This window comes from Wolbachia endosymbiont of Dipetalonema caudispina, from assembly GCF_013365495.1.
Taxonomy (GTDB): Bacteria; Pseudomonadota; Alphaproteobacteria; order Rickettsiales; family Anaplasmataceae; genus Wolbachia.
In genome coordinates this window covers 317,684-344,267 of record NZ_CP046580.1, presented here as the reverse complement: position 1 = coordinate 344,267, position 26,584 = coordinate 317,684, and the positions used below count along the sequence as shown (strand labels likewise).

The window sequence follows — 26,584 nt, the reverse complement described above, 5'->3', positions numbered from 1 at the left end:
ATTGATATTAATTTAATATTGTCTGTGGAGGAAACACTATATCTTGATTAACAAATACTTTTAATGCAGTACCCTGATTAACATAAACAGTTGGGCTTTTACTTATATATCTATTAACTATATCTCGTATATCCTTAGAAAAATCATTAATTGATTTTTCAATTGTTTCTTTATAAACAGACTTATTTTCTTGCCTTTGCAGCAATAATTTTATATCTTCTAAAGTAATTTCATCAACTTTATTATCATCAATCGAACTCAAACCCAAGTCTTTTATTTCTTGCTTAAATATCTCAATTAAATTCTGTTCATTAGAAGCATTCTTAATTTTTCTAATGGCTCCAATCCTAAGCTTCCACTTATCATCTCCTATCCTTGCTTCACCCTCATGAAAATTATTTTTCCTGCCAATAATATCCTTAAAGGCAGAAATGTCTATCTCAGTTACAGTAATAGATCTCACTAAATTCATAACAGTAAATACATCAATAAGATCATAAGCTTTTTGTGCTACAACAGCCGAACTAATTGAAATACCTGCAAGTAATATTGAAGAAAACAATGCACTTGTTACTTTACTATCAACCATACCAATGATGCCTGCTCTACCTAGCTTATCAGTACCAAATGATGAAACAGTAATATCTATTCCATGAGGAAGAATAATCCTATTCCAATTTATATTTATACGATCTTTTATCGTACTTGGATTAAATGAATAATTACCTATCAATCTCGAACCTTTGGGGATTAAAATTGTATTACTAGATTCTGCATAAACATCACTACTAATTACAGCACGTAACATACCTTGTAGATCAGAATCTATTGCAGTCTCAAGAACAGCATCAATAATTTTACCTTGAGTAATCATAAATCCAAGTTTTCTCACTCTAGCAACCGTGCTCAACTGAGTTGAAGTGCTAGATAAAATACTATCAGTAGCCTTATTTTCTTTTTTATTACCTAAAATTGCTAACATTTGTACACTACGTCTATCTTTAGGATAACCATGATTCCCTATTGTAGACAATGAAGTAGGTAAATTACTAGCACTATCACTATAAGAAAAATTTTGTTTTGGCAAAACAGGTATATTTGACACATGAGTTTCTTTGAGTTTTTCTTCCTTTTTTTCAATTTGCCTTATTTCTGGTATAACTTGTGGGGTAAAAAGAGGAGGTAAAGATGGTAAATCAGTTATTATTCTTTCATGAACTATCTCATCCGGAACTTTTTCCAATTTCTCCTTTAACTCTTGAACACTTTGCTTTACTTCTTTTCTTTTAATAATTTCCATATCCTTTTCATCAGAAAAAAGATCAAAATAGAAATAATATACTCCGCCAGCTAAAAGCACCAAAATAATAACTATTAGTACTCTATGACTTTGATTAGAACCAACTGTTACTACTTTACTCTCTATTTCTGACTCATTTTCTAAATTATCACGTCTTTCTTTACCCATAATTGTATTGCATATATGAAACTAAAGTAACTTATTTACAACTTCAACCTCATCATCTTCATAACGCATAAATAACCTTTTATGCACCCCTTTTATTATAATATAACCATCAAACAATAGTCTTTTACAAGGAGATTTAGCCTTATTTTCCTCTACAAAAATTTGAGGTATTTTACTACTATCTCTAAATTTTAAATAAGTTAAATAGCCATCATCAAATAACTCTATCGGTATTATATCATCGTTAACACTTTTATTAATATATGTATAATTATACTTCGTAGCATTTTCTTGTATTACATCTTCTAGCTTATCTACAACATACTGCATTTGAGTAGGAGTTGATATTTCATCTAAATCAATATCAAACTCATCTTCCTCTTGAGGATAATAAAAACGTACTACATAAGATATATCTCTTTCAGCAGAATAATCATTACCTGTCTTTTCAACATTACTAGTAGGATATTTATCGTAGTTTGGCCTTGAGATTAGATCAAAAATATAATTTCTTTTTCTGGTAGTTATAACAATCATATTAGTACGACTACTAACTTCAAACGGCATAATAAGCAATTTATTATCATAAGGACTAATCTTCCAACTAGATGCATCACCAACAGCAATATTTTTGATTCTTTCTCCTTCTGCAAATTCTATATAAGAATAATAACCTTGGCTAAAAACAACCGTAAACACTTCGTTAGGGCTATATACAAAAGTTTTTATTCTACTGTCTACAGAAATAGGCTTACCATAATTAATTGATGCACTTACTCCCATACTTATCAACAAAATTAAAACAAACAATACTCTACACATATTCATCATCTACCCTATAAGAAGTAACCTGAAATCCTAACGGGTTAATATACCTTTGCTGATCATTCATCTCAAGTGATACATATCTATATGACATAATAGCTATTCTATTTTTTCTGATGGAACTCCCATCTTTTCGAATAAATTCCACAGTAAACCTTATCTGAAAAGTATCATCATATAATTTTTGAATTGAACGAATCTTAAACTCATTTTTAATAAAATCTGAATATACACTAAAAAGATCATCTATATTCTGCAGTTCTATATAATCTCTAAACTCATTATATACACTAGATGAAGAAAATAACCTTACCTTTGTATAATAGTTATAACTATAATTATATGGATCAAAAATCTCTCTCGACTTAATATACTCTGCAATAAAATGACTATTTAAAACCTCATCTGCAGAATATTGTTTTATCGTAATAGGATCAACCCACTGCACTATTCCTGATTTTTTTTCAATTTCTATAACAAATGGTTCGATAGTACTACTAGTACTAATTTTTAGTATAGCTAATATACTTACAAAAATTGCCACTGATAATATCAATACAAATAAAAGTAAAGTATTTCTCTGAGCAACAACCATGCTATAACAATTTGAACTCCAATTTACATCTTTATCCAATAACTTATTATTTTTTTTTTGCCTAAAAAACTTTAGCATTTTAATATCTGAAGTTTAACTTACCAATAAATTCAGTAAATCAAGAAAGCATTTACAAAAAAACTAAAACACTCTCAACCTGTGGCCCAATCTACAAAATTTTGCCTCCATATATGAATCATTATATTTATTGCGCTCCATAATAAGTGGTAAACACTTTGTAACCTCTATACCACCTCTTTTCAATTCCAACAACTTTTTATCATTATTTGTAAGTAACTGAACTTTTTTGATATCTAATTTTTTCAAAATTTTTGCTGCAACAGCAAAACTTCTTTCGTCATCTTCAAAACCCAATACCCTGTTCGCATCCACAGTATCAAGATTATATTTTCTTTGCATACCATATGCTCTTAGCTTATTAGTTAAACCAATACCTCTGCCATCTTGCATCAAGTATAATATAATACCACTTCCAGAGTCAGACATTACTTGAATTGCTTGATGCAATTGACTCCTACAATCACATGATAAACTATCTAATAAATCACCTGTGTAGCATGAAGAATGAATCCTTACTAATGGTTCAATTTCTTCATTTGGATTACCAATAATGATTGCATAGTGCTCTCTTCCACAACTTTTAGTTCTATAAGATATAATATTCACTTTTTGAGTTTGTTTTAAAAATAGAGACGTTTTACATACTTCATATACACCATAATCCTGTTGAAAACGATTTACAAATGATGTATTCAGAGCAATAACATCATTTTCTTCACACCAACCTTGCATTTCATTCTTATTCCCAAAAGTCATATCAACCACTAATGCATATGGTAATAATTCTGAAAATTTTAATAAAGCAATAGCATATTTATCTATTGTTTTTGAGCATCGCAACTTCTTTGTACAATCTTCTATCGAAAAATTTAGTAAATAAAGTAATTCATCAAAATCATTTATTGGTAAGCGTTTATCACCATTTTTCTCATCCTTTAATGTATACTGTACCTTACTTGAAGTTAAAGTAATATATAAATTGTTTGATATAAGCTTATACTGATTAAACACATTTCTTTCTAAAGTTTCAGCAGCAGCAAATAATAGATAATCACTTTCATTATATATCAAAATTGGTAAGCTACGCCTGATCTCGCTAATAGCTCTCTCTACTTTATTTTTATCCTGATTACCTATAAGCATTTTACTATACAAACAACAATAAAAAACTGGTGCGGACGAGAAGACTTGAACTTCCAAGGCCTTACGAGCCACAGCGACCTCAACGCTGTGTGTCTACCAATTCCACCACGACCGCACTTTACCCTAGCCTTTATATAATTACTTTAAATCACTTAATCATTTTAGAATTTTTATCTAAAATGTCAATCTGATACTAGGATAATTTTTAAATTACCTATACGATTATGATAAGTTTTATATTACACGCTCAATCTACTTATACATTACTCATTTTTAATTTAAGTTTGCATACACAATGAATATAGCTAACACTCTCATTTTTTTAACTTTACCTCTTATAACTAGTCTTTACTCTATTCATGCACAAATATTATATACATGGTCTCAAGTTATTCCAGAAAATAGATTAAGTGTACGTGCAATTATAGGCAACGATACATGTCCTATTGCTTATGTGGATGGTGAAAAAATAAAAATGTTAAGCCGTAGCTCAATCAACAATAATAATTACACTGAAACAGTATGTGAACTAACAATAAAAACAAGTGCTAAAAATATTAGTATTAACAATACAAAAATTCCTACACTACCAGAAAAAATTAGCAAAATTGCTTTTATTGGTGACACTGGTTGTAGGACAAACTCATTATTCCAGCAAGAATGTAATTCAGTAGATAGTTGGCCTTTTAAAAAAAATTTAGATTCTATCGCTCTCCATAAACCAGATCTAACCATCCATGTTGGTGACTACCACTATAGAAAAACAAAATGCAGAAACAAAAAAAAATGTGGAGATGTTTATGGACATAATAAAGAAGTTTGGTATGCTGATTGGTTTAATCCTGCAAAGGATATTTTATCACAATCTTCTTTTCTCTTTATTAGAGGAAATCATGAAAACTGTAACAGGGCTTATGAAGGATGGTTTAGATACCTAGATCCATACCCTTTTTCGCCTGAAAAGTGCATAGATTGCGTTCCTAGCTGGTCTTTAGATGCTGGACCAATCAGATTTTTTATCTTCGATTCTTCATCTGGTGAGGATATTTTTACAAATCAAAAGACAACTGATACTTTTAAAAAACAATTTAATAAATTAATACAGGATAATTCCAACAAGCCCACATGGTTCTTAACTCACAAGCCACTCTGGAAATCCCCTAAAAAAGCATTCTTAATGCTAAAAAACCATGGCAATCTTACACAAATTAAAGCTTTTGGAGATAAATTTCCTAGCAATGTTACTACCATAGTCTCTGGTCACATTCATATAGCCCAGATACTATTAATGAACAATGTTCCAGATCAAATAATAGTTGGAAATGGTGGCGCATTACTACATGCTCAAGACCAAAAATCAATTTACCGAAATGTAAAATTTAGTTATCCAAATGATAAAAATTACTTAGCACACGAAGTGAAAAACTTCTTTGGCTTTGGCTTTGCAATATTAAACTTAGACGACCATGAATTCACTTTCTATAATCAAGATAACAAGAAAATATATTCTATAAAATTAACAAAAGACTTTAAGCTTACAGTATTTTAAACCTTAAACTCTAAATCAAAAAGTATAGTTTCATGTTAAACAATAAAATATAGAATAAACATCAATTATCTATCTTAATTTGCTCAACACTTAATACCTAAATACGCTAACTATGAATCCACCGAAGAAAAAAAAGAAGCAAAATATAGAGCATCCATTGTTTTCTACATAAAGAGATAAAAAAGTATAAAAAATATAAACTAAAAATTAACAGTCAGAATCTATAATGGTGAACCTATCTAAATCTATCTTTAAAATAGCAAAACTATTTTAACATAAATTATTCTTTACTCAATGAAATTAATATAGTTTGTATTTTTATTATTAATAAGATTTAAATTTTCATTAAATAACCCAAAAAGATCATTATACATAATCTTTACCTTTAAAATAATAAATTTACTAATTTATGAATTGATCTAAACTAAACCACATCATTTATATTACCTTCACTAAAGTAATCTTCTAAATTAAATTTCACAATTTCTATTGACTAGAATATTAATTAAACCAAGAAAATCAGTATTTAGTACCTTACTTAATTTTGTTCTAATAAAAATTTTATTCTTAAGGTTCTTTATTATTTTGCCAACTTAGGTATTAATTCAATATTGAATACTAATATTCTTATATGGTATATAACAGTACTAAAAATATAACCATCTTTAACTTAATAAACTACTGCATTAAAATAGTATTAAAAAATCTAATTTATATAATAACCCTTTAAACCGCATATTAATAAAATAATTTAAAACTTTCATATCTAGATTATCAATATAACAAAACTACTATTATATTTTGATATATTATTTTTCAATATTCTCATAATTTCTATATCTTGAGTAATAACTACTTAAAATTCTTTATCTATTATTTTTCAAAATCACTACTTACAAAATAACTTTTTCTATATTTTTATTTATGATATTACTACACTACAACAAAATCTAAGGAATACTCTATTTTTTCTCTATTCCCTTATAATAACTAGTCAGTACTTTTATACAAACATGAAGTTCCTATATAGCATCTTTCAACAGCCTGTGATTAATTATAATTAATCTTTTTACTTTTTTTTAAAAAAAACAAAGTTGATTAGTTCTTTGTAGAAATTTTATACTAAATCTTAGTTTATCCATTCACAATAAACTCAATCGAAAAATTGACCATAGCAATATATTTTGACTAATCTATTATGAAAATAAAATAGGCACTTCAATCATATAAAGAATAAAACTTGAGAAACAACATAATAAAAAACTATGATATTCTGCAGTCTCTACATTAAAATACTAGATTCATAAACTTGATACAAAAACATCTTAAATGAATAATAAAAAAACATAATTTATGTAAAAAAAATTATAATAATTAATAAATATAACTCCTGTATGTTCAAAAAATCTTTTTACCCTAAAAAGGAAAAATATTCCCCCTATACACATAGCAATAAATATTATATACTGTAACTTATTACCAATTAACAAAAGAGAAGCTATAAAGCAATACTTCTTTCCATATACTAGAATTAACCAATATTAAAAAACTAACCGTAATATTGTTTACCCAATAATTTATCAAGTTCTTAAAAAATAAAAGCAATCTTCAATTTATTTACTAAATAAGCAAAAAAACATACATAAGTTACAATGAACATAAATTTTATACTTAGGTATATAAATTTATCATTTTTAAACATAATTACTAAAAATTAATAAATTTATCAGTAAAACACTAATATTGTCTAGTTTAGTTATTAAAAAATGATACAATAAGTAAACAAACTAGAATGAAGTATTTAAAAATCACTAATAGTAAAACGCACTAAAGGTAAAACCTACTTCAGGTGAAAAATTAATCTTCATCAAGAAGAAGTTATAAATAAAGTCGATAAAGTGAATTTTATAATAAATAAACTACTTCAGAAAATGAAAAAATAATTACTAAAATATTACTAAGTGCATAATAATAACTCAAGTCATAATAAGGTATTTGATTAAAATTTTTAATAAAGATATAAAATTTATAAAATCATTTATTAATAAAGCAAAAATAGTCAAAACTATATTATAATCCTGCTAATTTAAAAAAAGAAACTAAATAGATTTTAGTAAGGACTCATTATAACTTGAGCAAATTAACAAGTGGTATGTATCAATGAGAAAAAAGTAAATAAGAAAAAATTTTTAATTAAATTACACAGAATAATAAGTTTAAATTTACTTCAAAGCAAAAAATAGTAAATTAGAAAAATTTTAGGAGTAGTATTATCTTATAAAAAAATGAAGACATTAACAATAATAATAAAAATACTTAGTAACTAAAATTATAACTAATCAAAAGCCAAAGATTCACAGTAACAAATCCTTTAAAGAATAAACTTTGAAACTCTACTGTCAAAATAAAGATAAAAGTTTGCCTTCAAAAAATTCAGACCTTTATAAATTAAAGGTAATTTTAAAAGATTTAATGATAACTTAAAGCTTAAATCTTTTTCTTTAAAAAAAATTGTCATAGAATACTATGAAATCAAAACCTCCTTTAAAATTAGTAAACAGCTCATATTAAAACAGTGTCAACATAATGTTTATGCTCAATGAGCAATGTATTATGTAAACTATTATGTATAAAAAAAAGTGACATCTAAGAAACCTTCATTATCAGAAAATATTAACTTTCTAACTTTAATGGCAGTAATAGCAAATTAATTTTTATGAAGTACTGTGAGCTGTAAGTTCTTTTTAAACATTAAAAATAAAACTCGTGTATCAAACTAAACATTTTAAATCAGAACAAATACATAAACTTAAATTTTGACAAAAAGAGCAAATGAAAATAATAAAAAATACACACATCTAAAATCTATTTCATTCTAAATACAACTTACTATTGTATATAAAATCAATATATTTTAACTGCTAAATAACTTATAAAAAACATTACTATAATAAATCTCAATTGATTAAATTCCTATAATTCATATTCAATTTATATAATAGCTATATCAAAAGAAACTATTTAATAATTAGAAATATAAGATCACTATCAAAAAAAATAGATTAATAAAAAGTTATATCCTAATTCAGTAAGAAAAAACTTAATATTAGTACATTAAAAAAATTTAAAAGTTATATTTTAATATATTTAAATAAACTATTAATATAAAGATATTAAAGCATGATATATAAAATCAATTTTACTAACTAAATTTTATTATTTAAAACATAATAACAACTATTTATGAGTTTATATATAGCTTCTTTCTTGTTATAAGATAAAGCCATTACTACAACTTTTAAAAAACAACATAACAGACAATTTATTTAAATAATTAAGAAAAAAAACTTATAAACAAAAGTAATATATACAGATATAATTACTATATAAAAGTAATAACGTATATCTTACTTTAAATAAAAATGACTTCATTGAAGTGCTTAATACAAAATCTTATATTAGCATGCTACGATAACTATTACCTAAATCCCTTAAATCTACTTTTAAGATACCTTTTATATTTAGAACTTTTTCTTCTGTTACCTTACCAATACATGAAAAAACTATACCTTTAAATAATTCTTCAAACCTCTGCTGATTTTGTGGTGCTATAGTGACCAAAATTCTGCTTTGTGACTCAGAAAACATTGTTATCTTATTTATCAGATTCATATTCTGTTTCTGTATTCTCCCTATTGGTACTAATGAAAAATCAACTTTAGCACCCAAGTCTCCTGCAATCAGTGACTTTGCCAAAGCAATAGCTAATCCTCCTAAGTTTAATGCAATTGCAGAAACAATTATATCATCTTTTATCGCAAAGTTGTAGCGTTCATATAATTCCTTAGCACTTTTTGCATCAACTTTTGGTACATTATTATTATTTATTCCACTATATAATTGATATTCGGACCTACCAAGCTCATCGTAGGTTGTACCGAGCACATATATCAAATCTCCCGGCATTTTTACATCAAGAGATACTACATTCTCAATATTTTCTATAACTCCAATTGCTGAAATAAGTAATGATGGTGGTGCAGAGATCATTACTTCTTTACCATTTTTATCATATCCTTTAAAATCATTAAACATACTATCTTTTCCAGATATAAATGGAGTTTTAAATACAATTGCAAAATCGTAACAAGCCTTTGCAGCTCTCTTTAGCTGCCATAATCTTTCAGGATTATAAGCATCACACCAACAAAAATTATCGAGCAACGCTAGATAATTTATATTTCCTCCTGCAGCTACACAACTACGTATAGCAGTGTCTATCGCACAAGCTGCCATATGATAAGTATCAATTTCTCCATAACTGGAACCGAATCCCTGCGACTTTATAACTCCTCTATTTGAGCTGAGAATTGGCCTCGAAACAATAACTTCACTACATACTCTTCCCTTACCCTGCAGTGGTTTCAACACAGACGAACCTTGAACTTCATGATCGTATTGCACCACTATAAACTCTTTACTGCATATATTGGGTCTGCTCAGCATTTCTTTTAGCTCAACCTCTAGAAAAACAAGACTTGTTGTTGTCATTCTAGCACATGACGTATAAAAATTATTCTGACGCTTAACATTAGAATTTATTTTACACTGAGATTGAGTATCACATACATTTTGATATAAGAATTTAGACTGAGTCTTTGCAGACCATGGCTTTGTCTGCAAATAAATTTTAGGGTTACCACTATGTAAAAATTCAGTTTCCATGTCCATTATCACTACCCCTTCTGGACATTCAACAACAGCTTTACCACTATTATTAAATTCTCCAATCATACTAAATTCTACATCATGTTTTTTCATAATTTGCCTAAACGCATGAAGATTTTCTACTGATACTGCTAAGGTCATTCTCTCTTGTGATTCTGATATCCATATTTCCCATGAAGCCATGTCATCACATTTAAGTAGAACTTTACTTAAATCAACTTTAAATCCGTCCTTCCCCATTTCACCAATGGATGACGATAACCCACCTGCTCCATTATCCGTTATCGCATTATAAAGACCTAAACTCCTTGCCTCTATGATAGCATCGACTAACTTCTTTTGTGTAATAGGATCACCAATTTGCACAACTGTTGAAGAACAGCTTCCAGACAATGCTCCTGAAGAGAACGTCGCACCATGAACTCCATCTCTACCAACTCTTCCACCAAGAATTACAATTTTATCACCATTCTTAGGTTTTTTAATATGTGAAGGTGTATTACTTATATTGCGTGGAATAATTCCAACACTTCCAACAAAAACTAATGGCCTACCATAAAATCTATCATCAAAATATACCGATCCAAGCTGTGTTGGAATACCAGAACAATTACCAGCAACATTAACACCATGAATAACTCCTCTCATTATATATTTTGGCAGCAAAACCTCATCAGTACACCCCTTATCCCTATAAAATCTATCTTTTACTTCCTTGGCAAAGCAAAAATAATAAGTATTCATTACAGGCTCTGCACCTTTGCCAAAACCCACTATATCACGATTAACTCCAAGTACTCCAGTCATCGCTCCACTAAACGGATCAAGAGCTGAAGGACTATTATGAGTTTCAACTTTATCTACAATTAAGTGATCATCATCAAAAATGATTCCCCCTGCATTGTCAGAGAAAACTGACACACATATTTCAGAATTTATTTCACGTGTAGCACGCTTAATATAATGTACATATAAACCATCTTTTACTTTATCAATTGGAGAACAAAAAATATTATGCTTACAATGCTCAGACCATGTTTGTGCAATAGACTCAAGCTCAATATTGAACGGATTTCTATTCAGTTTCGCAAAATAATTCTTTATGGTTTTCATTGCCATAAGAGAAAGTCCTAAAGGACCATTACCATTGATTCCATATCTACCAATCTTTTCAAGTTCTTGATCGCTTACATCCAAATTAACAATCTTAGCTTTATTTTTAATAGTTATTTCCTTCTTTATCATGCTAGGGCATGATACTGGAACAACATCAGAGCAAATATTTAGTCTACCGTAATATTTCCAATTAAAATGACCATTTTCTCTATAAATAAGTGTACAATACTGAATGATAGGATTAAACTCATGCTTTATACTATCTTCGGTTGGTACGTCCCCTTTACCTAAAATCAATTTAGAACTTATTGCGTTAATATCAATATCCTCATAAACATAGCCTTTAGCTATTAAATATTCTTTAACAATTTGTTTTGCTGTATTACCTATATTATCAGTTACACCAGATAAAAAGCTTATTTCTAAACCCCATTTAATTTTCTGGTCTATAAAATCAGATCGAACCCCTTTATAATTACTATCATAGAAATAATAACGACAGTCTTGTATAACCTTATTGCAAAACAACCCACAAACTTCTTCATATAGCTTCGGTGATAACTCTTTACTTATGCAAATTAAATAAACGTCAACTAGACACCTATCACTAACTTGCTCATATTTATTTATAACTTCTACCCTAATATTTGCCATACAACATTATAAAGCTCCAATGTATAATAATTATTAACTTTCAAACATACTTATTTTTACTATATAATAAACACTAATATTAGTTAGTATTTCATGAAAAAAATTTTTACAATTAACTTATGCGAAAATTTTTTCAATGTGCTAATCAAGTACATATTTTCTGAATATAAAAAAGAAAAAGTTCCTGAAATAAAAATCATACTGCCTTGTAAAAAAGATGCTATAGCCTTGTTGAATGCATTCAAAAGCTATAGTACTAAAAATTTTATAATTTTACCAGAAATAATTTCACTAGAAAACATTAATGAGGAAAACTTAATATTAAATCTTGATAAAATCAAGATCATAAAACCAACAAAAAAGATACTTCTATTAATTCAATTCATCCTAGAATGGAACAAGAAAAATAATGATAATTTCTCTATTGATTTAGTTCACAACCTACTATTATTGTTTGACAAGATTCAATTCACTCAAACGATAGATCATTATCAATTTAATGGATACTCAAAAAAAATAGAAAAGTTCATAAATTCACTTACTAAAACCTGGAACAAGATCACAAAAAATTTAGGAGTAATAGATATATTAAAACATAAGAGCAATTACATAAAAAATATGATTGCTTCTTTTAAAAAAGACCAACATATAATTCTTATTGGAATTGAAAAAAGCGAAATTTATAAGTTATTAATCAAAGCTATATATAACCTCCCACTTGGAAAAATAATCTTACCCCACCTTAATTTAAAAATTAAAGAGAAAGATTGGAAATCACTCGATAAAAGACACTATCAATATAGTATGAAAGATCTACTAAATTACTTAAATGTAAATAGAAAAAATGTAAGCTTTCTTAAACAAACTCACACAGATATCGCTTCAGCATGCAAAACTGAAACCTGCGATAAAATGACTATAGAACAACTAAATTATATCTTTGATACAACTACTGATCTTAGCAAAGTTAGTAACAGGTATATTAAAAATATTGAAGTTATTACTTGTGACTCAAGAGAAGAAGAAACACAAGTAATATCATTAATTATAGAGAATGAAGGCTATAAAAACGTTTCCTTGATTGTTCTTGACAAATTACTCGCAACTCGTATAACTTGTTTATTAAAACCAACATCAGAAAACTATTCCTATATAACACTTTTAGTTTATACCATTAAAGTTTTAACTTCAAACTGGAATAGCGTAGCATTACTTGCTCTTCTCAAACACAAGTTAGTGACTTTTGGATTTTCTCAAGAAAAATATAATAAAATTTTATCTGAGCTTGAAATAAAAATACTACGTAACTTTAATACAAATGGCATGAGAGATATTATAAATGCTATCAATACCCACAAAAAACTAAAATATAAAGAAGATATATTAATTATTTTCAATAAATTAAAAATTATATTTAATTCACTAGCTAATAACATTAATTATTCCATTTCTTATATCATAACAACTCATTTACAATGTATTAATATGCTTTCCAATATAAATCTTTTAAAAATGAACAATGAAATAGGCAATTTCATTTACGATTTCTTGAATGCATGCACATGTAAAAGTATAACAATCAAATGTTCTTTAGAATTATACGAACAAATTTTAATGCTCCTCTTAAAAAAAGAGTTCTTTTCTATAGCAAGTAACTCAAATAAACTTAGTTTATGCCATAACAAAGTTGTAATACTTGCTGGATTTTATGATATACCGAGTTTCCAAAATCCATTTTTAAATGCCTCAACAAGAGAAAAATTCAACTTTCCCTCTGTGCAAGAAGAGCAAGGATATTTTTTGTATACTCTGTTCAATCTATTTGCTACAAGTAAAGTTTATATCACAAGGCTGGTGAACAGCAGAAAACCAACCATATTGAGCCGATTAGAAACTTTGTTAGTAGTAGAAAAAACAAAATATTCTTATCGTGATTGGCTAAAAATATTAAATACACCTGAATGCATTGTTCCATATACTCAACCTACACCTAAGCCTCACGCTAAAGCAAGAAAAGAAAAAATGCAAATAATGTCCTGTAGTGCAGTAGAAAAATTGATTCGCAATCCTTACTCATTTTATGTTGAATATATACTAAACATCAAACAATTAAAGGACTTAAATTATAAACCATCAATACTAGAATTTAGCACTATGATACATAGTATACTTGAAAGGCATTTATGTAACAGAAAGTCACTAATAAGCATTGCACACAAAGTATTTTCAAGCAGCCAATTCAATTTCTCAAGTATGTGGTGGGTAAAAATGCAAAAAATAATTCAATCTTTTATCAAATTTAATAAGAATAGAAACAATCATACTGAGTTAGAAAAAAATTTTTCCTATTCAATAGCTAATATTCCAACACATAACGACAGTCATATTTTTCGAATGAACAAATCATCAATTTTACTAACAGCAAGATGCGATCGAGTCGAACATTTATCTAGTGGACAGGTAGCAATCATAGACTATAAACTTGGTTCACCTCCCTCTAAGAAAGAAGTCATATCAGGTTTTTTCCCACAATTAATTTTACAAGCCTTAGCAGTAGAACACACAACAAAAAAAGAAGTTTCAGAGCTTGTTTACTGGAAACTTGATTATGATAAAATTACAGTTATTACTTTAAAAGATTTTAAGCTAAAAATGCAAGAATTTAAAAAAAACCTGCCAAGCTTTCTATTTAATTACTTAAAAGAGATTACACCTTTTACTGCCTCTCCATATTTTAATAGATTTTTAAGATTTAACAACTATAAGCAACTAGAAAGAACAGAAGAATGGTTATAAACTAGTAAATATATCAGAAAATAAATTAATATAAAATATATCTAACTTGCATACTATAAGCCTACACGGTTATTAATATGCTTTTTGCACCTCTTTACTTTTAAAAATAACGTAAAAGCAAAATATACTTTTTTTCTTTACGTTAAACAAAAACTTAACTTAATGTTTATTTCTGATAATATTCTACAGATTAAAAAACAAAATAAAATAAATTAATAAATAAACTTACCTTTAAGGTCTCACTTTTTATTTTAGCTTCTTTAATCTTTAAAGCTACTATATAAGGTATTATATTAAGCATATATTTCTATTCAATAAAGTTATGCTCAAACATATAAAGAAGACCCATTAAAACACTAAAATTATTAAAATAAGCAATTATATAACAAAATAATATCCATAAACTTAAATTTGTCATGCATATATTAATCAAAGAATTATTCCAATAACTCTAGGTTATCAAATTTTTTAGGAAGTTTTATTTAATAAAAAAAAGAGCGTCCAGTAGTTACTTCTTTAGTCATGATTAAAATTGTTACAATATTAAATTGTATAATATTACTAAAAAGCATAAACCTTAGATTACACTTAATTAAAAAAGAAGACTGATAAACAGTATACATATAGACCTAAAAAGAGGGAAATAACCTATAAAATTATTTACTAAATATTAAATTTTAAAGAAAATATACTTAAAAAGTAACTTACATTGCATCTACCACTCAAAACATAAAAATAATACAAAATACTAATTTTACAAAACACCTTTCAGAAGTGTTTCAAAAAAATGAACACAAAATAGATTGATCTGTTATATTATAATATCATATCATTTATAATGAAATTACACCTGGAATTATTGCTATTTAAACAATCACCATTATTGAGAAAATTAAAATAAAATTGCATACTTTTACAAGTAAAACATAGGACATCATTATTGACATAATAATGTTATAGTAATCATAATATATCTAAAATAACTAACCTACATATCAAAATTCATACATCAAATCAAATACATGAAATTTGCTCAAGTCACTAATTACAAATATTCTCTCAATTCATTCACCATTAAAAATTTTACAAATAAAATTAAATCTTTCTATGGACTACTTTCGTGTTACGATTCACTCAATTAAAAAAAATCTTGTAGATGTGTTCTTATTATAAATTCTTTACCTAGCAGTAAATCTAAACTTCTAAAGAATGTTGAATTATTATAAAAAATCAAGTAGCGAAAGTAATAAAATGCTTGTACTTTGCCTATACTAAAGTAAAATTATACTTTACTCAACAATTTCTATGCTTAATGAAATGCATGAAGAGTGCGGGGTATTTGGAACAAGCTATAATAAAAACGCTGCTTTTGACTCTATATTAAGTCTTCATGCTCTACAGCATAGAGGACAAGAATCCTTTGGTGTAACAACAAGCAATAACGGTAAGTTACATTCTTATTATTTTCAAGGTCAAGTGAATAGTATTCTTGAAGAAATAGGTGAAATAAAAAAATCCCTACCTGGAAATTATGCAATAGGTCACGTCCGATATTCAACGAGTGGCAGCAAGTCTGAAGTACAACCTATGCTTGGCAAAAGCAGAAAATTTGGAGATTTTGCTATAGCACACAATGGCAATTTAATAAAAACTTCTTTAATACGTGAACAATTAATCAAACAAGGATGTATCTTTCAATCAGACATTGACACAGAAATAGTAGTACGTCTAATAGAAACTAGTACAAAAAGTAGCTTTCTAGATAGCCTCATATACGCATTAAAGCAAATACAAGGTGCTTATTCCTTTATTGCAATTAATCAAGAAATAGTTATTGGAGTGCGCGACCCAGCAGGAGTTAGGCCTCTTGTTTCAGGAAAGTTAAACGGTTCTTACATGCTTGCATCTGAAACATGTGCTTTTGATATAGTAAACGCAGAATTCGTAAGAGAAATAGAACCAGGTGAAATAGTTACTCTTGATCGTAATGGAAACTTATCTTCAGCATTTCCTTTCTCACAGCAAAAGTCAAGCTTTTGTATTTTTGAATACGTTTACTTCTCGCGATCAGATAGCGTAATGGAAAATAAGTCTATATATGATATAAGAAAAGAAATAGGAAGAACGCTTGCGAAGGAAAGTCCTCCAAAAAAAGATGTAGACATGATTGTACCAATACCTGATTCTGGAACGCCTATAGCTATTGGATATTCAAAGCATTCAGCTTTACCTATGGAACTAGGAATAATCCGTAACCACTATATAGGAAGAACTTTTATACAACCAACTGCTGAAGTACGTAAAGTTAAAATAAAATTAAAATTTAATGCTAATAAACTCATTTTAAAGAACAAAAATATCATTTTAATAGATGATAGTATAGTACGTGGTAATACACTTAAAAATATAATAGTCATGCTAAAAGATGCAGGAGTAAAAGAAATTCACCTTAAAATTTCAAGCCCACCAATTAAGTATTCTTGTTTTTATGGAATTGATACACCAGAACGCAAAGATTTAATTGCTGCAAACCAATCTATAAAAGAAATAGAAGCAAGTATTGGGGTAAATAGCTTAACTTTCCTAAGCATTGATGGCCTATATCAAGCTATTAGAAAAAAGAAACGTAATAACATAATGCCTCAATACTGTGATGCTTGTTTCACTGGTGATTACCCAATTGGTAGGTAATCACTAATTAGTTAAAAAAATTAACCTTTTAAAAAAAGTTCTGACAAGAATAATATTTTATGATTACAACATCAAAGACTTTCTCTCAATAAAACCCATACTAGAGTGATTTTGGCTACTATATAACATCTACTTCACCTTATATTAATAGTAATTTGTTTTATATATTGATTATTTTACTGCCTATTTCGAGTTTACTTTGCATTTTCAATACCTCTATCTATCAAGATAAAATTACCACTAATTTTATTCTTAGTAAAATTCTAACACTATCAAATCTTCAAAATCTATTAATATAGAAGCACCCACAAAATTTATTTTCTCTTTATTTTTCACATTAAAGAGAAAATAAACACAGTAATGCTAGCGAAAAAAATACTACTACCATGAGTATCAAAAAAAAAGAGCAAAAAAGACAAACAATATATATATTCCTTTACCATTTTATGGTTAAATAGTAACAATTATAATTCTTATGGTAAACAACATGTTTATTCAAATTAAAGAAACACCAAATCAAAATACACTAAAATTCCTTCCTGGATTTACAATTTTAAACAGAAAAGAAACAGCAGATTTTTCAAACGCAAATGAGATAAAAAACTCTAAATTAGCAACAAATCTTTTTCAAATAAAACATGTAGTAAGAGTGTTTTTTGGTCACAATTTTATTTCAGTAACAAAATCTGATAAAATTGATTGGAATATATTAAAAGTAGAAGTCTTAACCACAATTACGGATCACTTTACTTCTGGTGGAAAAGCTCTAGATCAAGAAAATATAAATGATAATAAAATTCTAAAAGAAGAATTTTTTAATGAAAACGATATAGAAATTGTAAAAAAAATAAAAGAATTAATGAAAAGTTATATCAAACCTGCAGTTGCTCAAGATGGTGGTGATATAAAATTTCGTGGTTACAAAGATGGAATAGTTTATGTTGAACTGCAAGGGGCTTGCTCTGGATGCCCAAGCGCTATAATTACTCTTAAGCAGGGAGTACAAAATATGCTATGCTATCATATACCTGAAATTTTAAGTGTAGAGACTATACTATGATCATTAAAACAGTCAGAGGAACGAAAGATCTATTATTCAATGAATGGTACAAATTTAAATATATAGAACAAACAGCAAGTAAAATTTCAAATCTATATGGTTTTTTGCCTGTTCAAACTCCGATATTTGAATATACAGAAGTCTTCACAAAAACTTTAGGTAATAGCTCAGACATCATCAATAAAGAGATGTATACTTTTAACGATAAAAAAGGAAAAAGTATAACCTTGCGCCCTGAATTTACTACGGCAATTGTGAGACTATTGATTGAAAAAAAATTACAAACACCGATCAAACTATTTTCAACAGGACCTACATTTCGATACGAAAGACCACAAAAAGGAAGACAAAGACAATTTCATCAAATAAATTTCGAAGTTTTTGGTATAGAAGATCCAAAAGCTGATATTGAATTGATATCACTCGCTCAACACCTATTAACCGAATTTAGTATCGAGAAAAATTTAAAGCTAGAAATTAATTCTTTAGGTGGTAGTGAAACAATACCAAAATATAGAGAAGCTCTAATATCATATTTTAAAAAATTTAAAAATGACTTATCAGAAGATAGTCAAAATAGATTGATTAAAAATCCACTCAGAATATTAGATTCTAAAAATGAAACAGATAAAAAAATAATTTCTGATGCTCCTAGAATTAGTGATCATTATACAAAAGAATCATCATATTTTTTTGATCAAATACTAAATGGATTAACAGTCCTTGATATACCCTACACCGTAAACAATAAATTAGTTCGTGGATTAGATTATTACTGTCATACAGTATTCGAATTCATAACAGAAAATTTGGGTAGTCAAGAAGCAGTACTTGCAGGGGGAAGATATGATAATCTATTGTCTTCGATAGGTGAAAAATATACCCCAGCAATAGGATTTGCTGGAGGTATCGAGCGCATAATGAAATTAATCAATTTCTCTATAAAAAAGAAAAGACCTACTTACCTAATTCCTATTGGTAAAAATGCTGAAGAATACGCTTTGACACTCGCAAACAAATTGCGCAAGAATGGTTTATACATAATTCATGAATATAGCGGAACGCTTAAAAGCCGTATGAAAAAAGCAAATCAAGCAAATGCTAAAACTGTGCTTACTTTTGGTAACAAAGAATTAAATAGTAAAACCCTAAAAATCAAAGATATGGATACAGGTAAAGAAAAAATAGTTACTTGTGATGATATAGTAAAAAACATTGATCAAGCTTTACTTATATAAGTCGTGATAAATATAATTCACTTTGCATGACAAGAATTATGCATTTTCTGATATGCCTTTTGAAATCCAAGCAGAGAATAAGCATCATCAACAGTTGTTGCTTTTATTTTTCCACTCACCATCATTGATATTCCTTGTTTCATCCTAAGGATTAAATCCTGATCTTTTTTTATATGCTCTGTCCATGCAAAACTTCCCTGTATTATAGGTAATACATACCTAATTCTTCTATCTATATTTAGAATTACAGGCTCTTTATCATACTGAAAACCAGAAGTAACACTTACCTCATCCGCTCTTTTATCAATATAATTAACCATCACATATGGCTCACGAGCAGTTATATAATGTTCACTTTTTTTCTTAGGATAAGATATAATATAACATACTTTTTCTCCATCTTCTAATACAGAATATACAAACCAATCTTTATACTTTTCTTTCAACTGAACACTATTAACTGATGCAAAAGCACTTATTGAAAAAAATATTAGAAATAAAAAAAAACTACGCATATAAATTAAGTCTTAAACTCTCTGACTGTATATATTGTCTCACCTTGATCATGGCTTGTTCAGCTAATTGTCTTATCCTTTCTCTTGAAATACCATATTTTTTACCAAGTTCATCTAAAGTTTGAGTATTTTCAGATAAATATCTACTAATAAAAATGTCCCTTGACCTTTCACTAAGACTTGCTAATGCATTATTTAAAATTGTCTCTTTCAACTCTTTTTCTTCATACTTTTGGTAAGTTACCTCTTGAGTAGCTGAATTACAAGGAATTATATCTTGCAATTCTTTCTTAGAATCATTACCTACTTTTAAATAATTATTCAATGACTGATCCTTATAAGCCAAACGGTGATTCATTTGCACGACATCTCCTTCAGATACAGAAAGTTCATTAGATATGATTCTTATCTCCTCATCACTTAAAATTTCCCTATTTGTATATTGTAAAATTCTTTTTTTTATTTTACGTAAACTAAAAAATAATTTTCTCTGTGCTTGTGTTGTACCTATTTTTATAAATGACCAAGACTTCAATATAAAATCTTTTATTGAAGCTTCAATCCACCATACTGCATAAGTCGAAAAACGAAATCCTAAATCAGGATTAAATTTTTTCACTGCATGCATTAAGCCCATATTTCCTTCCATAATTAAGTCCATAAGCAACAGCCCATAATTTTTAAATTTCATTGCAATTTTTACTACCAAATTTAAATGACTAGTGATCAATCTATGAGCAGAAGAAACATTTTTATATTGATGCCAATTTTTGGCTAATCGTATTTCTTCCTCTTGAGAAAGCATAGGAAATTTTTGCACTTCAATAATATACTGAGCTAAACTAGCACTATTAATACATAAACCCACTGCCGGAACTAACATAATAACTTAAACTAAAATCTTAATGTATATAATATACGTAATTTTCTAGTAAAAATTCAAGTCTTCACTCAAAGAAAAATGTAAATTATTACTCTTAAATGATTAAAAACCCTATAGACTTCAATATAAGCTCAAGTAATACATAACGAGCCATGCCATTCCAGTGTTTTTGTACACTGGAATTAACATTTTTTAGATCTTTAACAACTATTAACACTAAAATAACAAAACTAAAAACAATGAAGAGTACAAAATAAACTAAAAATTAAACATTAATCCAGCCTCTGCGCCAATAGTACTATAAAGAACTTTAATTCCATCTTTAGTAGGTTGCTGACCACCTTCAGCAACTAGTTTATCAAACTTCACACCATAAGAACCAAAATAACGAGCTCCAGTAAAGAGTTTAATTTCTGGAGTTACATCATAACTGACACCAGCTTTTGCTTGATAAGCAAAGCCAAACCCATATTCTTTATCACCTATAACTTTTACTGCTAAAGGATTACTAAGATACGCTACACCAACACCAATACCAACATACGGAGTAACAGGAATATCTTCAATTGCTACATCATAATAAACATTAACTAATCCTGACAGTACATTTAAATTATCTGCTATTGCCGGAGTAGGAGCTATTTCAAACGCATCCTTACTTAGCTGTGAATAAAGCCCTTCAATATCAACTCTAATATCATCCATTTTATAACCAAAAGCACTACCACCAGCCATAAAAGAAGCTTTATAAAGATCACTAACTACATGAGCATCTGTATTCTTCTTTTTAGCACCTGTAACACCATCAATCTCCGTTTTAAACGGTAAAAATTCACCGTTGTACTGCAAACGAATATAGCAATTAGTTTCTTCATCATCTATTGAACCAACAGGATCTGAAAAAGCAGCGCTTGATAAACTTAGCAAAGTCACTAAAGCAGTTGCTGAAAAAAACTTTTTATAATGCATAATCACCCTCGTCAAAAAAATAATCCACATTTAGCAATTTAAATAAAAGCTAAAGTTAAGTCAAGCACTAACTTAATAATATAAAATATTTAGCATTTAAACTACTTTTTAGGAAAAAGTAAAAAACCACAATAAATAAAACCAGATAATTTTCTATCTACACTTCCTTTCTCTTTAAACTATAGCATTTTCTTAACTTTTCCCATTCATTTCTCTTATTGCCTACAGCTTTACTTTGATATAGCATAAAACAACCAAACTAAAGACAACATTAAGAACATCAGAAACTTTTTTTGTTAAACAGAAAGAACTCTAGAAAGGAAGCTTAAACCCAGGAGGAAGACCTATCATACTCGCAAGATTAGAAGTCGCATTTGCCATATCAGCTTCTACTTTTTTAATAGCATCATTAAATGCTGCTATTACTAAGTCCTCTACTATATCTTTCTCCTCATTTCTCATAAACTCTAAATCTATGTTTATTTTTTTTGCTTTATAACTACCTATCTTTATAACCTCCATTAACACGGAAACTTTACCGCCACCAGAAATACCTTGAAATTCTTTTCCAATATATTTTTCTTGAGCCTCTACAAGTTTTTTTTGCATCTCTTGTGCTTGCTTCATTATTTGACTAAAATCCACCACTTACTCCTTATCTTCTATATTTACTACTTTTGCACCCTTAAATGTATCAAGTATATCCTTGACTACAGATGCACAACTTAGATTTCTTATTCCTCTATTAACATAATCTAAGTCAACTATCACTAACCATTGATACTGAGTCACCTGATTCAAATACTTTTTTAAGTCATCACAAAAATCACTATTCAACTGAGATACAGCCTTTAATTTTAAATACCCAGGTTTACAATCTATTAATTGTAAATTATTACATAGCTGTTTGTAAAGATAAATTTGATTATTTTGCTGTAACAGTTGCAAAATTTTATTAAAATTATTTTTTTTTTGCTGCATATCTTCCACATCATAAGTATTACTTTGCTGTGTATCATGGGCAAGAACTTTTTTAACCACTTGTTCAGGAGAAGGCAAATCTGAAAGGTAACAGAGACTGATTAATATCATTTCAGCAGCAATATCACTACATGTCGAAGCTTTTATATCTTGAATTCCTTTAAGAAGTACTTTCCATAATCTTGCAAAAAATATTAAAGACCTCTTTGTACTTAAATTTTTTATCTTATCTCTTCCATATTCCAGCACTGAACTACTAATTTCCTTTGTAATCAAAAAACGACATATCAACTGAATTGCCTGTAATAAACTCTCTAAAATACTAAGTGGACTTACCACTTTTGCTGCTTCATCAAATATTAATAAAGTTTCTTGTAAATTACCATCTAATAGTGTTTCCATCAAATTAAATACAATATCTTCATCTACTAAACTAAGTATTTTTGTTACATTTTCTACAGATACTAAATCTTTACTATATAACATTGCTTGATTCATAAGAAATAAAGCATTACGCATTGAATTACCACAATGATATGCAATTAACTCTAATGCTCTACTTTCAACAAAAAAATTTTCTTTCTTTGCAATGTCATTTAAATGCTTCACTATTTTAATAACAGGTATTTTATGTAAATCAAATCTTTGACAACGTGCAATAACAGTTACTGGTATCTTTTTTACTTCTGTAGTTGCTAAAATAAACTTTACATTAGATGGTGGCTCCTCTAAAGTTTTAAGCAATGCATTAAATGCACTACTCGATAACATATGTACCTCATCTATAATATAAATTTTAAATTTAGAACTTATAGGTAAATAACAAACATCTCCCAATATTACTTTAATATCTTCAACACTAGTATGACTTGCTGCATCAATCTCAATTACATCTGGATGACTTGAATTTTTTATTGCTAGACAATTTTCACATAATCCGCAAGGTTCAAAAGTTGGCCCTAAAGAACAATTTAAACATAAAGCTATTATTCTTGCCGTTGTAGTTTTACCAACTCCACTACTACCAGAAAGCAATACAGACTGTGGAATTTTGTTGAGAGTAAAAGCATTTTTAAAAATATGTACTAATATATCTTGACCTATCAACTCTTTAAAGTTACCAGGACGATATTTTAGTGCTATATTCATAAACCTTCAACTTAAATATCAAACAATAAATGTAGGTATGCAACCCAAAAAGATTCTGATATGGCTGCTTCATTTCTGATCTGACCAAGTTACAGAGTTTTTGCCTGCATACCTTAAAGAATATTATACTTGTTTTTCACTCAACACAAAATATATTTATACTACTTGATAGCTTAAGGTTATTTTTTTTAGTACACTTACTTTTGAAGTAAATCAAAATTAGTTACCATACAAGCCACTATAAAAAATCACTATACATATAGTAACTATCGTATTTCTAATACTAAAATATATAATATAGAAAATAAAGAAAAACATTAAAGAAGAAAGTTTATGATTTTATATACTTTACTTCTTTCCATTTTTACAAAAATTATAAAGTCTTACTCAAAAAAAAAAGCTAAGTTAGAACTTCATATGCAGCCTATGAAAAATATAATGAATTTATGAAGATTTCTCCCCAACTCGACAAAAAAACCTCAAAATCTTAATTTAAAGAGATAATCCCAGTATAGAAACAGCAACACACAACCTGTATATTTAAAAAAAATCAATAGCAAAATATATCTGCCAACAAATAAATTTCCTCTTCTCTACCGCTAGTAAGTCTAAAATTAAGCCTTAATTAGCTGGTTTGTAATAAACTTAGTAAAGTTACTAACATTAATTCTAAAGAATAAAATCAACTAACATAATACCCCATGATTCTTTAGTAGTCAAACAAATCTGTCTTGATTATATTAAAGTATAAAGTACTTAAATTAACAAAAACATTTTGCACTAATTAGGTTTATTTCACAACAGCTAAATTCAGTAGATATATTTTGTAATAAGCTAAGTAAGTAGCTTTTTATAAAAAATAAAGTAAACTTTAAAAGATAACTTATTGAATTAAACCTGTTTCATAATATATTACTGAGAGGGTTCTTGGCTTACCCCCAAACACAATAAGAAAGTTTTAATTTTCACACACTTACGTCAGCTTTAAAGCAACAGTCATTCCTTCATCAGTTGGAATCAACACAGAGTAATATTTTTTTTTATTAGATAATCTATAATTAAATTCCCTCATAGCATACCACAATTTTTCTGATTTTTTCTTTGGAGCTGACTCCAAAAATACTGTGTTAAATAATAAAGTGTTATCAGCAATAATTAATCCATCCTGTTTAATATATATCTCCGCCCAATCTAAATATTTAGGATAATCAACCTTATTAGCATCAATAAAGATCATATCAAATGGTGCTTGTGCTGATAACTCATTGAGTTTTTCCGATGCGTCGCCTTCCATTAAAGTAATCTTACTATTCAAATTAAAAGCATTAAAATTTGCCTTTGCTACACTTGAATGTTCAAGATTATTTTCTATTGTATATATATGACCATACTCAGGTAAAGCTTGCGCCATACAAATTGATGAATAACCATATAATGTACCAATTTCAATAACATTTTTTACTTTATGAATTTTTATAAAAAAACTAAGCAGCTTTCCCTCTTCAGCACTAATTTGAATGTGTTTCTTACTTTTAAAAATACAACATTCCTCTATCTCTATACAATCCTTTACAAATAAGTTTCTTATATATGATAATTTCGTAGCAAAGTTATTACGCACCATAATATTTTACTAAAAACTTTAATTACGTAAAGTATATGTATTAGCTTGAAATAGTAGAAGCATTTACTTTAAAATAGTATTTAACAACGTAAAATTTTAAGTGACAATAATTATTATATATAATATTATAATTAACTAGTATAATAATCAGCTTATTATTGCTGTGTTATAACTAAAGGGACTGCTGTGGCGCATTCCTCTTTATTAAAAATATTTTATAATCAGTCAGAGGTGGTATATGTCTTATAATATTATTGGTGAAATCGAACCATTAAATAAAAAATCCAACAAAGACGAAGGGGTTGCATTACTGCACAATCCAGCCTATCGTGAAAAATATAAGGAACGTTTTGATGAAGCCCAAAAGAAAGTTATGGATATGGTTCAGTTTTATGATGGGACGATCATGCTAATAGAAAATAAAATTGCTATGTATTATTATGCCTGGCATAGCAAAAAAAGAGAATTTGAACGCAAAAAACAGCAAGCAGTGATAAAAAACGACAGCACAACATAGTG

The 26,584-nt window shown here is 27.9% G+C and carries 18 protein-coding genes, 1 tRNA gene and 1 other RNA gene; 6 read left to right on the top strand and 14 right to left on the bottom strand.

What is annotated here, in order from left to right:
• Positions 1 to 7: 7 nt before the first annotated feature.
• The 5 genes from GOY14_RS01290 to GOY14_RS01270 form a co-directional block, all read right to left on the bottom strand.
• A complete protein-coding gene (locus GOY14_RS01290) occupies positions 8 to 1,468 on the bottom strand; it encodes a TrbI/VirB10 family protein (RefSeq protein ID WP_175809503.1) in 1,461 nt (486 codons plus the stop codon).
• A 21-nt stretch (positions 1,469 to 1,489) separates the two neighbouring features.
• Entirely contained in the window at positions 1,490 to 2,296 is an 807-nt protein-coding gene (gene virB9 / locus GOY14_RS01285; RefSeq protein ID WP_175809866.1) for a P-type conjugative transfer protein VirB9, read from the bottom strand.
• Positions 2,283 to 2,966 (bottom strand): VirB8 family type IV secretion system protein, encoded by a 684-nt coding sequence (locus GOY14_RS01280; protein WP_175809501.1) that lies wholly within the window; start codon positions 2,964 to 2,966, stop codon positions 2,283 to 2,285. Before GOY14_RS01280 ends, virB9 begins: the two co-directional genes overlap by 14 nt.
• Before the next feature lie 63 nt (positions 2,967 to 3,029).
• Positions 3,030 to 4,112, bottom strand: coding sequence for a GTP cyclohydrolase II (locus tag GOY14_RS01275; RefSeq protein WP_175809865.1), 1,083 nt, complete (start codon positions 4,110 to 4,112; stop codon positions 3,030 to 3,032).
• Positions 4,113 to 4,139: 27 nt separating this feature from the next.
• A tRNA-Leu gene (locus GOY14_RS01270) sits at positions 4,140 to 4,227 on the bottom strand.
• A 180-nt stretch (positions 4,228 to 4,407) separates the two neighbouring features.
• Here GOY14_RS01270 and GOY14_RS01265 point away from each other — a divergent pair.
• A complete protein-coding gene (locus tag GOY14_RS01265) occupies positions 4,408 to 5,661 on the top strand; it encodes a metallophosphoesterase (RefSeq protein WP_175809500.1) in 1,254 nt (417 codons plus the stop codon).
• Between the two features lie 3,453 nt (positions 5,662 to 9,114).
• Here the strand turns inward: GOY14_RS01265 and GOY14_RS01260 are convergent.
• On the bottom strand, positions 9,115 to 12,159 hold the full coding sequence (locus tag GOY14_RS01260) for a phosphoribosylformylglycinamidine synthase subunit PurL (protein WP_175809498.1): 3,045 nt from the start codon (positions 12,157 to 12,159) through the stop codon (positions 9,115 to 9,117).
• A 93-nt stretch (positions 12,160 to 12,252) separates the two neighbouring features.
• Here GOY14_RS01260 and GOY14_RS01255 point away from each other — a divergent pair, with 93 nt between their 5' ends.
• From GOY14_RS01255 to hisS, 4 genes are all read left to right on the top strand, one after another.
• Entirely contained in the window at positions 12,253 to 14,955 is a 2,703-nt protein-coding gene (locus GOY14_RS01255) for a PD-(D/E)XK nuclease family protein (RefSeq protein ID WP_175809496.1), read from the top strand.
• A gap of 1,305 nt (positions 14,956 to 16,260) precedes the next feature.
• Complete coding sequence (gene purF, locus GOY14_RS01250; RefSeq protein ID WP_175809495.1) at positions 16,261 to 17,646, top strand: amidophosphoribosyltransferase; 1,386 nt, start codon at positions 16,261 to 16,263, stop codon at positions 17,644 to 17,646.
• A gap of 487 nt (positions 17,647 to 18,133) precedes the next feature.
• Positions 18,134 to 18,706: a NifU family protein gene (locus GOY14_RS01245; protein WP_175809493.1), complete on the top strand. Its 573-nt coding sequence runs from the start codon at positions 18,134 to 18,136 to the stop codon at positions 18,704 to 18,706.
• Positions 18,703 to 19,944: a histidine--tRNA ligase gene (gene hisS, locus GOY14_RS01240; protein WP_175809491.1), complete on the top strand. Its 1,242-nt coding sequence runs from the start codon at positions 18,703 to 18,705 to the stop codon at positions 19,942 to 19,944. The genes GOY14_RS01245 and hisS overlap by 4 nt, the downstream gene beginning before the upstream one ends.
• Before the next feature lie 17 nt (positions 19,945 to 19,961).
• On the opposite strand, the gene GOY14_RS01235 is transcribed toward hisS, so the two are convergent.
• The 8 genes from GOY14_RS01235 to GOY14_RS01205 form a co-directional block, all read right to left on the bottom strand.
• Entirely contained in the window at positions 19,962 to 20,459 is a 498-nt protein-coding gene (locus tag GOY14_RS01235; protein WP_175809489.1) for an invasion associated locus B family protein, read from the bottom strand.
• Positions 20,452 to 21,342 (bottom strand): RNA polymerase factor sigma-32, encoded by an 891-nt coding sequence (locus GOY14_RS01230; protein ID WP_175809488.1) that lies wholly within the window; start codon positions 21,340 to 21,342, stop codon positions 20,452 to 20,454. Before GOY14_RS01230 ends, GOY14_RS01235 begins: the two co-directional genes overlap by 8 nt.
• Before the next feature lie 94 nt (positions 21,343 to 21,436).
• Complete coding sequence (locus GOY14_RS03320) at positions 21,437 to 21,559, bottom strand: hypothetical protein (protein ID WP_255419704.1); 123 nt, start codon at positions 21,557 to 21,559, stop codon at positions 21,437 to 21,439.
• Between the two features lie 41 nt (positions 21,560 to 21,600).
• Positions 21,601 to 22,311: an acyloxyacyl hydrolase gene (locus tag GOY14_RS01225; RefSeq protein ID WP_175809486.1), complete on the bottom strand. Its 711-nt coding sequence runs from the start codon at positions 22,309 to 22,311 to the stop codon at positions 21,601 to 21,603.
• A 312-nt stretch (positions 22,312 to 22,623) separates the two neighbouring features.
• Positions 22,624 to 22,956 carry a YbaB/EbfC family nucleoid-associated protein gene (locus GOY14_RS01220; protein WP_255419703.1) on the bottom strand — a complete coding sequence of 111 codons (333 nt, stop codon included), beginning with the start codon at positions 22,954 to 22,956 and terminating at the stop codon, positions 22,624 to 22,626.
• 3 nt (positions 22,957 to 22,959) lie between these two features.
• Entirely contained in the window at positions 22,960 to 24,441 is a 1,482-nt protein-coding gene (gene dnaX / locus GOY14_RS01215; protein WP_175809484.1) for a DNA polymerase III subunit gamma/tau, read from the bottom strand.
• A 27-nt stretch (positions 24,442 to 24,468) separates the two neighbouring features.
• Positions 24,469 to 24,558: signal recognition particle sRNA small type (gene ffs, locus GOY14_RS01210), an RNA gene on the bottom strand.
• Between the two features lie 856 nt (positions 24,559 to 25,414).
• On the bottom strand, positions 25,415 to 26,062 hold the full coding sequence (locus GOY14_RS01205; RefSeq protein ID WP_175809863.1) for an O-methyltransferase: 648 nt from the start codon (positions 26,060 to 26,062) through the stop codon (positions 25,415 to 25,417).
• Between the two features lie 241 nt (positions 26,063 to 26,303).
• On the opposite strand from GOY14_RS01205, the gene GOY14_RS01200 reads away from it, so the two are divergent.
• On the top strand, positions 26,304 to 26,582 hold the full coding sequence (locus GOY14_RS01200; RefSeq protein ID WP_175809482.1) for a DUF2671 domain-containing protein: 279 nt from the start codon (positions 26,304 to 26,306) through the stop codon (positions 26,580 to 26,582).
• The last annotated feature ends 2 nt before the right edge of the window (positions 26,583 to 26,584 follow it).

Coding starts and splice junctions, on each gene's coding strand:
- GOY14_RS01290 (WP_175809503.1), bottom strand. CDS start 1,468: ATGGGTAAAGAAAGACGTGATAATTTAGAAAATGAGTCAGAAATAGAG.
- virB9 (WP_175809866.1), bottom strand. CDS start 2,296: ATGAATATGTGTAGAGTATTGTTTGTTTTAATTTTGTTGATAAGTATG.
- GOY14_RS01280 (WP_175809501.1), bottom strand. CDS start 2,966: ATGCTAAAGTTTTTTAGGCAAAAAAAAAATAATAAGTTATTGGATAAA.
- GOY14_RS01275 (WP_175809865.1), bottom strand. CDS start 4,112: ATGCTTATAGGTAATCAGGATAAAAATAAAGTAGAGAGAGCTATTAGC.
- GOY14_RS01265 (WP_175809500.1), top strand. CDS start 4,408: ATGAATATAGCTAACACTCTCATTTTTTTAACTTTACCTCTTATAACT.
- GOY14_RS01260 (WP_175809498.1), bottom strand. CDS start 12,159: ATGGCAAATATTAGGGTAGAAGTTATAAATAAATATGAGCAAGTTAGT.
- GOY14_RS01255 (WP_175809496.1), top strand. CDS start 12,253: ATGAAAAAAATTTTTACAATTAACTTATGCGAAAATTTTTTCAATGTG.
- purF (WP_175809495.1), top strand. CDS start 16,261: ATGCTTAATGAAATGCATGAAGAGTGCGGGGTATTTGGAACAAGCTAT.
- GOY14_RS01245 (WP_175809493.1), top strand. CDS start 18,134: ATGTTTATTCAAATTAAAGAAACACCAAATCAAAATACACTAAAATTC.
- hisS (WP_175809491.1), top strand. CDS start 18,703: ATGATCATTAAAACAGTCAGAGGAACGAAAGATCTATTATTCAATGAA.
- GOY14_RS01235 (WP_175809489.1), bottom strand. CDS start 20,459: ATGCGTAGTTTTTTTTTATTTCTAATATTTTTTTCAATAAGTGCTTTT.
- GOY14_RS01230 (WP_175809488.1), bottom strand. CDS start 21,342: ATGTTAGTTCCGGCAGTGGGTTTATGTATTAATAGTGCTAGTTTAGCT.
- GOY14_RS01225 (WP_175809486.1), bottom strand. CDS start 22,311: ATGCATTATAAAAAGTTTTTTTCAGCAACTGCTTTAGTGACTTTGCTA.
- dnaX (WP_175809484.1), bottom strand. CDS start 24,441: ATGAATATAGCACTAAAATATCGTCCTGGTAACTTTAAAGAGTTGATA.
- GOY14_RS01200 (WP_175809482.1), top strand. CDS start 26,304: ATGTCTTATAATATTATTGGTGAAATCGAACCATTAAATAAAAAATCC.